Annotated in this window: 11 protein-coding genes; 10 read left to right on the forward strand and 1 reads right to left on the reverse strand. The window is 63.4% G+C overall.

Features of this window, described 5'->3' with window-relative positions; translation table 11 throughout:
• Positions 1 to 78 precede the first annotated feature (78 nt).
• Genes DCO45_RS13745 through DCO45_RS13755 form a run of 3 tightly spaced genes read left to right on the forward strand, consistent with a single transcriptional unit; the run spans position 79 to position 5,136 of the window.
• On the forward strand, positions 79 to 906 hold the full coding sequence (locus tag DCO45_RS13745; protein ID WP_232539454.1) for an ABC transporter permease: 828 nt from the start codon (positions 79 to 81) through the stop codon (positions 904 to 906).
• Positions 896 to 2,281, forward strand: coding sequence for an ABC transporter ATP-binding protein (locus DCO45_RS13750; RefSeq protein ID WP_116926346.1), 1,386 nt, complete (start codon positions 896 to 898; stop codon positions 2,279 to 2,281). Before DCO45_RS13745 ends, DCO45_RS13750 begins: the two co-directional genes overlap by 11 nt.
• On the forward strand, positions 2,278 to 5,136 hold the full coding sequence (locus DCO45_RS13755; protein ID WP_116926347.1) for a class I SAM-dependent methyltransferase: 2,859 nt from the start codon (positions 2,278 to 2,280) through the stop codon (positions 5,134 to 5,136). The genes DCO45_RS13750 and DCO45_RS13755 overlap by 4 nt, the downstream gene beginning before the upstream one ends.
• Before the next feature lie 73 nt (positions 5,137 to 5,209).
• Here the strand turns inward: DCO45_RS13755 and lysM are convergent, their stop codons facing one another.
• Positions 5,210 to 5,674 (reverse strand): peptidoglycan-binding protein LysM, encoded by a 465-nt coding sequence (gene lysM, locus DCO45_RS13760; protein WP_116926348.1) that lies wholly within the window; start codon positions 5,672 to 5,674, stop codon positions 5,210 to 5,212.
• 176 nt (positions 5,675 to 5,850) lie between these two features.
• On the opposite strand from lysM, the gene DCO45_RS13765 reads away from it, so the two are divergent.
• From DCO45_RS13765 to DCO45_RS13795, 7 genes are all read left to right on the forward strand, one after another.
• Entirely contained in the window at positions 5,851 to 6,624 is a 774-nt protein-coding gene (locus DCO45_RS13765) for a type III pantothenate kinase (RefSeq protein ID WP_116926407.1), read from the forward strand.
• A gap of 117 nt (positions 6,625 to 6,741) precedes the next feature.
• A complete protein-coding gene (gene rfbB, locus DCO45_RS13770; protein ID WP_116926349.1) occupies positions 6,742 to 7,797 on the forward strand; it encodes a dTDP-glucose 4,6-dehydratase in 1,056 nt (351 codons plus the stop codon).
• Between the two features lie 58 nt (positions 7,798 to 7,855).
• On the forward strand, positions 7,856 to 8,749 hold the full coding sequence (gene rfbD / locus DCO45_RS13775; RefSeq protein ID WP_116926350.1) for a dTDP-4-dehydrorhamnose reductase: 894 nt from the start codon (positions 7,856 to 7,858) through the stop codon (positions 8,747 to 8,749).
• A gap of 2 nt (positions 8,750 to 8,751) precedes the next feature.
• Positions 8,752 to 9,642, forward strand: coding sequence for a glucose-1-phosphate thymidylyltransferase RfbA (gene rfbA, locus DCO45_RS13780; protein WP_116926351.1), 891 nt, complete (start codon positions 8,752 to 8,754; stop codon positions 9,640 to 9,642).
• Between the two features lie 4 nt (positions 9,643 to 9,646).
• Positions 9,647 to 10,195, forward strand: a complete 549-nt coding sequence (rfbC, locus tag DCO45_RS13785; RefSeq protein WP_116926352.1) for a dTDP-4-dehydrorhamnose 3,5-epimerase — start codon at positions 9,647 to 9,649, stop codon at positions 10,193 to 10,195.
• A gap of 109 nt (positions 10,196 to 10,304) precedes the next feature.
• On the forward strand, positions 10,305 to 12,041 hold the full coding sequence (gspE, locus tag DCO45_RS13790; RefSeq protein WP_116926353.1) for a type II secretion system ATPase GspE: 1,737 nt from the start codon (positions 10,305 to 10,307) through the stop codon (positions 12,039 to 12,041).
• On the forward strand, positions 12,034 to 13,308 hold the full coding sequence (locus DCO45_RS13795; protein WP_116926354.1) for a type II secretion system F family protein: 1,275 nt from the start codon (positions 12,034 to 12,036) through the stop codon (positions 13,306 to 13,308). Before gspE ends, DCO45_RS13795 begins: the two co-directional genes overlap by 8 nt.
• Positions 13,309 to 13,319 lie beyond the last annotated feature (11 nt).

A 13,319-nucleotide genomic window follows, 5' to 3' on the forward strand; every position in this document is an offset into this window, starting at 1 on the left:
TAACCAGCTGCCTGGGAGGCAGTCAGGATAGCGCCGAGCCTGTAAACTTGGCCGCCTCATGATGGATGGAGTGACACATTGACTGTCGGTGTAGGCAGCGCGGCCTCTGCGCGCGCGTTGGTGGGTAGCGTGCGTGCGCACTGGCCACTGGTGGTCAAGATGACGCGCCGGGAAGTGAGTGAGCGCTTCAAGGGATCGCTTGGCGGGTGGCTGTGGGCCGTGCTGATACCGCTGTGCATGCTGGTCATCTACACCTTTGTGTTCTCGGTGGTGTTCAAGGCGCGCTGGGGCGAGGGGCCTGAGTCCAAGACCCAGTTTGCGATGGTGCTGTTCGCCGGCTTGATCGTCTACGGGCTTTTCTCGGATGTGCTCAACCGCGCGCCGCACCTGGTGCTGGCCAATGTGAACTACGTCAAGCGCGTGGTGTTTCCGCTGGAGATTTTGGTGGTCGTGGCCGTGTGCTCGGCCTTGTTCCAGGCGCTGGCCAGTCTGGTGGTGCTGCTGGTGGCGCTGCTGGTGCTGAACGGCAAGATCCCGCTCACGGCCGTGCTGCTGCCGCTGGTCTGGGCGCCTTTGGTCTTGCTCAGTGTCGGCGTGGGCTGGTTTTTTGCGTCGCTGGGCGTGTTTGCCCGCGATCTCAAGCAGATCACCGGGGTGATGACGACCATGCTGATGTTTATCTCGCCAATTTTCTTCCCCGTGCATGCGCTGCCTGCGAGCTTTCAGACCGCGATGTGGCTCAATCCGCTGACTTTTTTCATTGAACAGACACGCGCCGTGCTGATCTGGGGCCGCATGCCGGACTGGACCGGCTGGGCTATCAGCATGCTGGCCTGCAGCCTGGTCGCCTGGCTGGGCTTTGCCTGGTTCCAGAAGACGCGCAAGGGATTTGCCGATGTCCTCTGAAGCTATCGCGCTGGACGTGCAGGGCCTGGGCAAGTGCTTCCATATCTATGACGCGCCCGGCGACCGCTTAAAGCAGTTTGTGATGCCCCGCCTCTCGCGCCTCCTGGGGCGCGAGCCCAAGCCCTACCACCGCGAGTTCTGGGCGCTGCGCGGGCTGGACCTGCAGGTGGCCAAGGGTGAGACCATTGGCATCATCGGCCGCAATGGCTCGGGCAAGTCCACGTTCTTGCAGATGGTCTGCGGCACCTTGGCGCCCAGTTGCGGCGCGGTCACCACCCATGGCCGGATCGCCGCGCTGCTGGAGCTAGGCGCAGGCTTCAACCCCGAGTTCTCGGGCCGGGACAATGTGGCGATGAATGCGGCGCTGCTCGGGCTGAGCGATGCGCAGATCGCCGAGCGCTTTGACTCGATTGCCGCCTTTGCCGATATTGGCGAGTTCATCGACCAGCCGGTCAAGACCTATTCGAGCGGCATGTATGTGCGGCTGGCCTTTGCGGTGATTGCCCATGTGGACGCCGATATTTTGGTGGTCGATGAGGCGCTGGCCGTCGGTGATGCGGTGTTCACCCAGAAGTGCATGCGTTTTTTGCGCAGCTTCATGGAGCGCGGCACCTTGCTCTTTGTCAGCCACGATACGGCCGCCATCAAGAGCCTGTGCGACCGCGTGGTCTGGATCGACAAGGGCCAGGTGATGCAGATCGGCCCGACCAAGGAGGTCTGCGACCGCTATATGCAGGCATGCTATGAGGCCGAGCAGGGCAGTGGCCCGGCTGCTGCGGCGGCGCCGGCGGCACCCGTCTTCGATGCCGGTCTGCCCTGGCATGACCAGCGGCGCGACTTCTTCCGCGCCGAGCCGCTGCGCAACGATATCGAAGTGTTTCGCTTCAACCCCGAGGCGCCATCGTTTGGCCTGGGCGGCGCGCGCATTACCGGCGCCTGGCTGATGGATACGCAGCAGCGCCCCCTGCATTGGGTGGTGGGGGGCGAGCCTGTGGTCTTGCGCATCCAGGCACAGTGCCACCAGCCTCTGGCCTCGCCCATCGTCGGCTTTGTGGTCAAGGACCGCACTGGCCAGGCCGTGTTTGGTGACAACAGCTATTTGAGCTACTTGGGTCAGCCCGTGGCCTGTGCCGGCGGCCAGGTCCTGCAGGCAGAGTTCAGTTTTGACATGCCCCGCATGCCGGTGGGCAATTACGCGATCGACGTCGCACTCGCTGATGGCTCGCAGCACGACCACGTACAGCAGCACTGGATCCAGGATGCGCTGCACTTCAAGTCCGAGTCCACGAACATGGCCACTGGACTGCTGGGCATTCCGATGCGGTCCATCGTGCTGCAGGCTGGCCAGGCGCAACAGGAAACCTCTTCCCCATGAATCGTATGACAGACCTCCCGGGGCAAACGCGCGCCAGCGATGGCTGGTTGCTGCCCGCCGCCTTGATGGAGCCCTACCATCTGACCCATCCCGCGCCCTGGGCGGGGCATATTCCGTTTGCCGCCTGGCTGATGGCGGTGGCACAGCCGCGCAGCCTGGTCGAGTTGGGCGCTTATTCGGGCATCTCCTACCTGGCTTTTTGCCAGGCGATTGCGGAGCAGGGGCTGATGACGCGCACCTACGCGGTCGACACCTGGGAGGGCGATGCCCATGCGGGCGCCTACGGTGAGGGCATTTTGGCCAGCCTGCGCCAGGCCCATGACCCGCACTACACCCAGTTCTCGACCCTGATGCGCATGCGTTTTGACGAGGCCTTGCCCAGTTTTGCCGATGGCAGTGTGGATGTGCTGCATATCGACGGCCTGCACACCTATGAGGCGGTGCGCCATGATTTCGAGACCTGGCTGCCCAAGCTGAGCGAGCGTGGCGTGGTGCTGTTCCACGACAGCAATGTGCACCGCGATGACTTTGGCGTGCACCAGCTCTGGGCGGAGCTGGAGGGGCGCTACCCCAGCCTGCATTTTCCGCACAGCAATGGCCTGGGCGTGTTGCTGGTGGGCGCGCAGCAGCCTGCATTGCTGCGCAGCCTCTGTGATCGCAGTGATGCAGCCTTTCAGCGCGAAGTCTGCCGCGTGTTTGCGGCGCTGGGCGCGCGCCTGGAAGCCAAGGCTGAGATGATGGCGCTGCAGCATGCGCTGGGCGACCAGCGCGAGCAGATACAGTCCTTGGAAGCGGCTGGCCAGCAGCGCCACAGCTGGATCGAAAAGCTCGATGCGGATATCCGCAGCCTGGAGCTGGAGCGCGAGCAGCTGCGGGGCCATCTGGAGGGCACCCAGGCCCAGGCCCAGCAAAGCCAGAATGCGTTGGAGCAGGCACAGGCCCAGGCCCAATGGCTGACGGCTCAGTGGGAGACCCGCCAACAGCAACAAGATATCAAGTTCTTGGCGCTGCAGCAAGAGGCCGCGCAAAAGCAGTGGCAGATCGAGCAGCAGGCCCAGCAGATGCAGGCGCTGGCGCGCAAGCTCTCGCCCATGTGGCAGATCACTGATTTGCTGCGCAAAGGCAAGCGCGTGGTCTTCCGGCTCAAGCAAAAGCTGGCGCCCTATGAGCCCGCTGGCCTGCGCCGGCTGCGCCATGCGCTGCGCCGCAAGATGCGCCAGGCCCGGGGCGCGCCGGTGTCGGCGGTAGCCTTGCTGCCTGGCAACAACCGGCACTACGGCATTTTGGCCACGGCGCACACGCAGTTTGTTGCGCATGCGCTGGCCCAGGTGCTGCGCAAGGCCGGCTTTGAAGTGAGCCTGCTGCAGGATGTGCCGGCCGAGGGCTTTGGTCTGGATATGTACATCGTGGTCTGCCCGCAGATGTTCAAACAGCTGCCGCCCGGTGAGAAGCGCATCGTCTTTCAGATGGAGCAAAGCGTCAGCCCGCGTTGGTTCACTGATGACTACCTGGCGATCTTGGAAAACTCGCTGTCCGCCTGGGACTATGCACCAGCCAACCTGGCATTTTTGGAGACCAAGGGCATCCGCTATCCGCACACCTTCCTGGTGCCCATTGGTGGCGTGGCCGCGTATTCGCAGCTGTTGCAGGACTGCGGCGAGCCTGCATTGTCGCCCGTCGAGCCGAACTGCGATGTGCTGTTCTACGGCGATGTGAATGCGCCGCGGCGCCAGGAGATGCTGCAGGCCTTGCAGCGCCAGTTCTCGGTGCGCATCGAGGGCAACCTGTTTGGGGATGCTTTGCGCCGGGCCGTGCGCCAGGCGCGGGTGGTTGTCAATATCCACTACTACGAAGGCGCCTTGCTGGAGACCACCCGGGTGTACGAATGTCTGAGCTTGGGCACGCCCGTGGTGACCGAGAGCAGTGCCGATATCCACCAGCATGCGGCCTTGCTGGACAACCCCGCGCTGCGGGTAACGCCGGTGGGCGACGCCCAGGCGATGGTGCAGGCCGTGCAGGAGATGCTGCAGCAGCAGGTGCACTCGCCGGCTCAGCTGCAGCAAGGGCTGGCGGATGAGGTGGTGCGCAGCGGCCAGCAGTTTGAATTCATGGTGCTGCGCGCTCTTTATGCGCTGGGCCGCATCGATGCGGCGCAGTGGGAGGCGCTGACGATGCCGCAGCCGCTGCCCGGCCGCTGCATGGTGCTGAGCATGCCTGAGACCGTGCGCCGCCGCGCCCATTTCATCGAGCAGACCTTGCCGGGTCTGCAGTCCGAGGTGGCCGTGTTCGATGGCGTGCGCTACAGCCCCGGCTGGCTGGGCTGCGCGATGAGCTACCAGTACCTGGCGCGCAAGGCCTTGCAGACCGGGGCGACGCAGCTGGAGATCATGGAAGACGATGTCGAGATGCCGCCCGACTATGCCCAGCGCCGCGCCCGCGTCGATAGCTGGCTGGCTGCCCATGACGGTCAGTGGGATATCTTTGCCGGTCTGATCGCCAAGATCCACCCGGGCACCCAGGTGCTGGAGGTGCAGGAGCGGGACGGTGAGACCTTTGTGGTGCTCGACCGCATGACCAGCATGGTGCACAACATCTACGCGCAGCCCGCGCTCGAAGCGCTGGCGCAGTGGAATTCCTCCATCCGCGACCCGCATACCAACACCATCGACAGCTACCTGCAGGGCCGCGCCCAGATGCGGGTGGTCACCACCTTGCCGTTTTTGGTGGCTCACACCACCGACATGGACTCCTCGCTCTGGGGCATCAACAACCACGAGTACCTGGCGGTCATCTACAAGGCCGAGCAGGATCTGCGCCAGCTGGTCGAGCGCTTTCAGCAGGTGCAGGCCCGCTAACCCGCGAGCCTGGACGAAAAAAATCCCGCACCGGCCAGTCCGGTTGCGGGATTTTTTGATGGACGGGGCTGGATTACAGCGCTGGAATGCGCAGCTTCTGGCCGGGGTAGATCTTGTTGGGGTCGCTCAGCATGGGCTTGTTGGCTTCGAAGATCGTCATGTACTTGTTGGCATCGCCATACATCTTCTTGGAGATACCCGACAGCGTGTCACCCGAGACCACGTCGTAGTACTTGGCTTCTGGCTCAGGGTTGGTAACGGTCATCTGGTTGTCGACATCGCTGACGCTCGAGACATTGCCGCAGCACAGCGTGACTTTTTCCTTCGCCGCCTGGGTGGGGGCCACACCGGTCACGGTGACCTTGCCGGCATCAAAGGCGACCTTCACATCAGACACGCCCAGGTTCTGGGTGCCAATGTATTTTTCGATGGCAGCGCCTGCCGTCGCGTTCAGGTCTTGCGGTGCCGTAGCGGCAGCCGCTTCCTTGCCGCCGAACAATTTCTCACCGGCTTCCTTGATAAAGCTGAACAGTCCCATGGTGACTCCTAGAGGGTTGGTTACAGGAACTGTCCAATATATAGGTATTTGCGAACGCGATGAAGTCAGACGGTGCCGCTTGAAAAAAATTCACAGTGGTGCCGGGAAGACGCGGGATCCCGGGGATGTTGCACGGGCAACAAGGCGGGCGAGCAAAAAGGCCGATAATGCCGCCCATGCATTTTCTGGCCATCGACGTAGGGAACACACGCCTCAAGTGGGCGATGTATGACGCAGCTCAACCGGGCGCCGCCGTGCTGGCCCATGGCGTGGAGTTCTTGGACAACATCGAGCGCCTGGCCGAAGGCAGCTGGGCCGAGCTGCCCGAGCCCCAGCACATGCTCGGCTGTGTGGTGGCCGGCGACGTGGTGCGCCGCCGGGTGCAGACGCAGATGGACATTTGGGACCTGGCGCCTAACTGGGTGGTGTCGTCCAATGCGGAGGCGGGCCTGACCAATGGCTATGACCACCCCAGCCGCCTGGGCACGGACCGCTGGGTGGCGATGGTGGGCGCCTGGCACCATGTGCTGGCCCAGGGGCGCCAGCGCCCGGTGGTGGTGGTCATGGTGGGTACGGCGGTCACTGTCGAAGCCATCGATGCCGATGGCAAGTTTCTGGGCGGTTTGATCTTGCCGGGCCACGGCATCATGCTCAAGGCGCTGGAGTCGGGCACCGCTGGCCTGCATGTGCCGACCGGCGAGGTGCGGCCATTTCCCACCAACACCAGCGATGCACTGACCAGCGGCGGCACCTATGCCATTGCCGGTGCGGTCGAGCGCATGGTGCAGCATGTGATGGCCCACTGCGGCCAAGAGCCTGCCTGCGTGATGACGGGCGGCGCTGGCTGGAAGATGATGCCCAGCATGACGCGGCCCTTTGAGCTGGTCGAAAACCTGATTTTTGATGGCCTGCTGCATATCGCCCACAGCCGCTTTGGCGCCAAGGGCTGACGCAGACCTGCGCCACATGCGCTTACAGACATAGCCCTCTATTGCCAGCGGGCTGCTGGTGCAGCAGAAGGGCAATGCGATAATGGACGGTTATTTGTTGAACTACCTGTACTGACCATGATTCTCGTCACCGGAGGCGCCGGCTTTATCGGCTCGAATTTTGTGTTGGACTGGCTGGCGGGTTCGGATGAACCGGTGGTCAATCTCGACAAGTTGACCTACGCGGGCAATCTGCACAACCTAGAAAGCCTGCAGGGCGACAGCCGCCACCATTTTGTGCACGGCGATATCGGCGACCGCGCGCTGCTCGACCGCCTGCTGGCCGAGCACCAGCCGCGCGCCATCGTGCACTTTGCCGCCGAAAGCCATGTGGACCGCTCGATCCACGGCCCCGAGGATTTCATCCAGACCAATGTGGTGGGTACCCTGCGCCTGCTGGAGGCCGCCCGTGCCTACTGGAGTGGCCTGGAAGGCGAGCGCAAGACCGGTTTCCGCTTTCTGCACGTATCGACCGATGAGGTCTACGGCAGCCTGGAAAAGGACGACCCGGCCTTCACAGAAACCCATAACTTCGAGCCCAACAGCCCCTACAGCGCAAGCAAGGCGGCCAGCGACCATCTGGTGCGTGCCTGGTTCCACACCTATGGCTTGCCGGTGCTGACCACCAACTGCTCGAACAACTACGGCCCCTACCACTTCCCCGAGAAGCTGATCCCTTTGATGATCGTCAACGCGCTGGCGGGCAAGAACCTGCCCGTGTATGGCGACGGCATGCAGATCCGCGACTGGCTCTATGTCAAGGACCACTGCAGCGCCATCCGCCGCGTGCTGGAGGCGGGCCGTCTGGGCGAGACCTACAACGTGGGCGGCTGGAACGAGATGCCCAATATCGAGATCGTCCAGCATGTCTGCCGCCTGCTTGACGCCCAGCGCCCGCGTGCCGATGGCCAGTCTTACGCCGAGCAGATCAGCTATGTAAAGGACCGCCCCGGCCATGACCGCCGCTATGCGATCGATGCGCGCAAGCTGGAGAAGGAACTGGGCTGGAAGCCGGCTGAAACCTTTGACAGCGGCATCCGCAAGACCGTGCAGTGGTACCTGGACCACCAGGATTGGGTGGCCCAGGTGCAGTCGGGTGACTACAAGGACTGGGTCAGCAAGCAGTACGCCTGATGGCGGTTGTGGGCGGGCCAGGCATCTGTATGCCGGGACCGCCTGACAGGACGATGCGATGAAAATACTGTTGTTGGGCAAGAATGGCCAGGTCGGATGGGAGCTGCAGCGCAGCCTGCTGCCGCTGGGCGAGGTGATTGCGCTGGACCGCGCCAGCACCCCGCTGTGCGGCGACCTGCTGCGCCCCGAGGCACTGGCCGAAACCGTGCGTGCGCTGGCCCCCGATGTGATCGTCAATGCCGCTGCCTACACCGCGGTGGACAAGGCCGAGAGTGAGCCCGAGGCTGCGCGCACGATCAATGCCCAGGCCGTGGGCGTGCTGGCGCGCGAGGCCCAGGCGCTGGGCGCCTGGCTGGTGCACTACAGCACCGACTATGTCTTCGATGGCGGCGGCGACCTGCCCTGGCGCGAGGACCAGGCCACCGGCCCGCTGTCGGTCTACGGGCAGACCAAGCTCGAAGGCGAGCAGCAGATTGCTGCCAGCGGTGCCAATCATTTGATTTTTCGCACCAGCTGGGTCTATGCCGCGCGGGGCGGCAACTTCGCCAAGACCATGCTGCGCCTGGCGCAGGAGCGCGACAAGCTGGCCGTCATCGACGACCAGTGGGGCGCGCCCACCGGTGCTGACCTGATCGCCGATGTGACCGCGCATGCGCTGCGCACCGCCATGGCATCGGGTGACGGCCTGAGCGGCATCTACCACTTGGTGGCCGGTGGCGAAACCACCTGGAACCGCTATGCCCGCTTTGTGCTGGAGACGGCGCGCAAGATCAACCCGGCGCTGAATCTGACCGCGCAGGAGGTGCTGGCGGTCGACACCTCGGCCTTCCCAACACCGGCGCGCCGCCCCCACAATTCCCGTTTGAACACCCACAAATTGCAGCAGTGCTTTGCGCTGGATTTGCCTGACTGGCAGACCGGCGTGCAGCGCATGCTGCAGGAGATTCTCTGAACATGACAGTGCAAGCACGCAAAGGCATCATCTTGGCGGGCGGCTCCGGCACCCGCCTGCACCCGGCCACCCTGGCAGTCAGCAAGCAGCTGCTGCCGGTGTACGACAAGCCGATGATCTACTACCCGCTGACCACCTTGATGCTGGCGGGGATCAAGGAGATCCTGGTCATCAGCACGCCGCAGGACACGCCGCGCTTTGAGCAGCTGCTGGGCGATGGCAGCCAGTGGGGCATCCACCTGGAATACGCGGTGCAACCCAGCCCCGATGGGCTGGCGCAGGCCTTTTTGATTGGAGAGAGCTTCCTGGCCGGTGCGCCGAGCGCGCTGGTGCTGGGCGACAACATCTTCTACGGCCATGATTTTCACAAGCTGCTGGCCAGCGCGATGCAGCGCGACGCGGGCGCCAGCGTCTTTGCCTACCATGTGACCGACCCCGAGCGCTATGGCGTGGCCGACTTTGACAAGCAGGGCAAGGTGCTGTCGCTGGAAGAAAAGCCGGCCAAGCCCAAGAGCAACTATGCAGTGACGGGCCTGTATTTCTACGACAGCCAGGTGGTGGATCTGGCCAAGAGCCTCCAGCCCTCGCCGCGCGGCGAGCTGGAGATCACCGATTTGAACCGCCTCTACCTGGAGCAGGGCCAGCTGAGCGTTGAGATCATGGGCCGGGGCTATGCCTGGCTCGATACCGGCACGCATGACAGTCTCTTGGATGCGGGCCAGTTCATCGCCACGCTGGAAAGCCGCCAGGGCCTGAAGATTGCCTGCCCGGAAGAGATTGCCTGGCGCAGCGGCTATATCGGCGACGCGCAACTGGCCGCGCTGGCCAAGCCGTTGTCCAAGAACGGTTACGGCCAGTACCTGCAGCGCCTGCTGCACGAGCCCAAGGAGTAAAGGCATGCAAGCCATCGACACGGCGCTGCCCGACGTCAAGATCATCGAGCCCAAGGTGTTTGGCGACACGCGCGGCTTTTTCTTTGAAAGCTTCAACCAGAAGGCCTTTGATGCGGCGGTGGGCCAGCACTATGACTTTGTGCAGGACAACCACAGCAAGAGCAGCCGCGGTGTGCTGCGCGGCCTGCACTACCAGCTGGAACAGGCCCAGGGCAAGCTGGTGCGGGTGGTGCAGGGCCGGGTGCTGGATGTGGCCGTTGACATCCGCAAAAGCTCACCCAGCTTTGGCCAATGGGTGGCCGTCGAGCTGAGCGAGGACAACCAACGCCAGCTGTGGGTGCCGCCGGGCTTTGCCCATGGCTTTGTGGTGTTCAGCGAGACGGCAGAGTTCCTCTACAAAACAACGGACTACTACGCGCCGGCCCACGAGCGCTGCATTATCTGGAATGATGCGCAATTGTCGATCGACTGGCAGTTGAACGGTCTGGAGCCGCAGCTGTCGTCCAAGGACCAGCAGGGCAAGGCCTTTGCCGAGGCCGATGTTTTTGCCTGAGTTTGCTTTTCCTACCAAATGTCTCCCATGCCTGGCGCCTACACTGGGTGCCCTATAGGCTAAGGGGATAGATACCACGCCTGCCATAGGCATTTGAGACCATAGACGCATGAGCACCAGCACCATTGACGATTTCAGCGATGCAGCCCTGGCCACACAGCCCGGGCGCCGCCCTTTGCTGGGCGAGATGCTGGTGCAGGCGGGCAAGCTGTCGCCACGCGATCTGGAGCGTGCGCTGCAGGCGCAGCAGGAGATGGGCAGCCTCATCGGCCAGGTGCTGGTGCAGCTGGGCCTGGTCTCCGAGCTGGACCTGATGCACACGCTGGCAACCCAGCTGCAGATTCCTTTCACCTTGGGCACCGATTTCCCCGCCGAGGCGATCAGCGTGCCGGGCCTGATGCCCGAGTTCCAGCATTCGCAGCATGTCTTCCCCTTGCAGTTGCAGGATGGCGTGCTGGATGTGGCGATGGCCTCGCCCCAGGACCCGTTCGTCATCAAGGCGCTGCAGATGTCGACCGGGCTACAGATTCGCCCGCACCTGGCGCTGCAGGCCGATATTGAAAAGGCGCTGCAGGAGCCCGAGCCCGAAGCCGAAGAGGACGACGGCGATGACATGTTTGGCGATGGCTCCGATGTGGGCGACTTTGTCGAGCATCTGAAGGACCTGGCGAGCGAGGCACCCGTCATTCGCCTGGTCAACAGCATCATCGGCAAGGTGACCGATCTGCGCGCCTCCGATATCCACCTGGAGCCTTTTGACGACGGCCTGCATGTGCGCTACCGGGTCGATGGTGTGATCCACCCCGGTGAGCTCGTGCCGCCGCGCCTGTCGGCCGCTGTCGGCTCGCGCGTCAAGCTGATGGCGCATCTGGACATTGCCGAGCGCCGCCTGCCGCAGGACGGCCGCATCAAGACCCGCGTCAAGGGCCGCGAGCTCGACCTGCGTGTCTCCACCGTGCCCACCGTGCATGGCGAGAGCATCGTAATGCGGGTGCTGGACCGCGCCAGCGTGCGGCTGCAGCTCGAAACCATGGGCTTTGCCAAGGACACGCTGTCCAAGTTCAACGACCTGCTGGCGCGCCCGCACGGCATTTTGCTGGTGACCGGGCCGACCGGCTCGGGCAAGACCACCACCTTGTATGCGGCGCTGTCCAAGATTGATGCGCTCGAGAACAAGATCATCACCGTGGAAGACCCGGTCGAGTACCAGCTCGAAGGGATCAACCAAATCCAGGTGCATGCCCAGATCAACCTGACCTTTGCCAATGCGCTGCGCTCCATCCTGCGGCAAGACCCGGACATCATCATGATCGGTGAAATGCGTGATGGCGAAACCGCGCAGATCGCGGTGCAGTCGGCGCTGACGGGTCACTTGGTGCTGTCGACCTTGCACACCAACACCGCCGCCGGTGCCATCACCCGTATGCAGGACATGGGGGTGGAGAGCTACCTGATCACCTCCTCGGTCAATGGGGTGCTGGCCCAGCGCCTGGTGCGTACCTTGTGCGGCAATTGCAAAGAGGCCTACGAGCCGGGCGAAGAGGTGCGCAAGCGCTCCGGCCTGGCGCGCTTCAGCGAAGTAGGCCAAGTGATTTACCGCGCCGTGGGCTGCAATGCCTGCCGCCAGACCGGCTACAAGGGCCGTACCGGCATCCACGAGCTGTTTGTGCTCGACGAGCCGATGCGCAATGCGATCAATGCGGGCAAGGACTCGAACGAGCTGTTCAACCTGGCGGCCAAGTCCGGCATGCTGAGCCTGCACGAGGACGGCCTGCGCAAGGTGGCCGCCGGCATGACCACGTTGGACGAAGTCGCCCGCGTCACCCAGGACCAGATCGATGGCTGATTTTGCCTGGCACGCGATCAATTCCGCGGGCGAGCAGGTTCGCGGCACTTTCCAAGCGCCCAATGCCGCTGCGGTGCAAAAGCACCTGCGCGCGCAAAAGCTCACGCCGGTGCGCATTGTCGATGCGGTGGACGCTGCCGCGCTGATGCCAGCGGGCGCCAAGGCCGCAGGGGCCAAGCCGGCGGCAGCCAGTGCGATTGGCAAGGCCAAGGCGCCCAAGTCGCAAAAGGGCCCGGCCAAGGCCGCCGATGTGCTGGCGATGACCTCGGAGCTGTCGATCATGCTCAAGGCCGGCCTGGCGCTGGATAACGCGCTGCGCGTGCTGATCGACATGGCCTTCAAGGACAGCATGCGCGAGCTGCTGACCGGCGTGCTCGAAGCAGTCAAGGGCGGGGTGCCGCTGTCCAAGGCTCTGATGGTGCACCAGGAGCTGTTTGGCGATTTCTACATCAACATGGTGCGCTCTGGCGAGGCCAGTGGCCAGATGTCGGCCGTGCTGCAGCGCCTGGTGGAACACCTAGAACGCCAGCGTGCGCTCAAGGAAAGCGTGGTCTCGGCCACCATCTACCCGATGATCCTCGTGGCCGTGGCCATTCTGTCGCTGATCGCGATGCTGGGCTTTGTGGTGCCGCAGTTCGAGAAGCTGTTCACCGACATGGGCGATGCACTGCCCACGCCCACCAAGATCGTGATGACCATCGGCCAGGTGTTCCGCAAGAATGGTTGGGTGGTGTTACTGGGTGGTGCCGCTGTGGTCTATGTGATGCGCAGCTGGCTGCGTTCGCCCAAGGGCCGGTTGTGGTGGCAGGGCGTGTTGCTGCGCATGCCGATTTTGGGGCGCCTGGCGCTCAAGTACCAGCTGACCTTGTATTCGCGCTCGCTGGGCACCTTGCTGGGCAATGGTGTGCCCTTGCTCACCGCACTGCATATCGCGACCGATACGGTCAGCAACCGCCTGATCCAGGCCGAGCTGGCCAAGATACCGCCCATTGTCAAAGAGGGCGGCAAGATGGTGCAGGCGATGAACACGACTACGGTGTTCGAGCCGCTGGCTGTGAACCTGGTGCGCGTCGGTGAAGAGACCGGCCGCCTGGGCTCGATGATGCTGGAGCTGTCGAATATTTTGAACCGTGAGGTGGAAACCGGCATCAAACGCGCCCTGACCATGATCGAGCCAGTGCTGATCCTGGTGCTGGGCATCATGATTGCTTCCATCATTGTGTCTATCTTGATGGGCATTCTGTCCGTCAACGATCTGGCTGCTTAATTTTTAATACT

It is taken from the genome of Comamonas sp. JNW (assembly GCF_003105075.1).
Lineage (GTDB): Bacteria > Pseudomonadota > Gammaproteobacteria > Burkholderiales > Burkholderiaceae_C > Comamonas > Comamonas squillarum.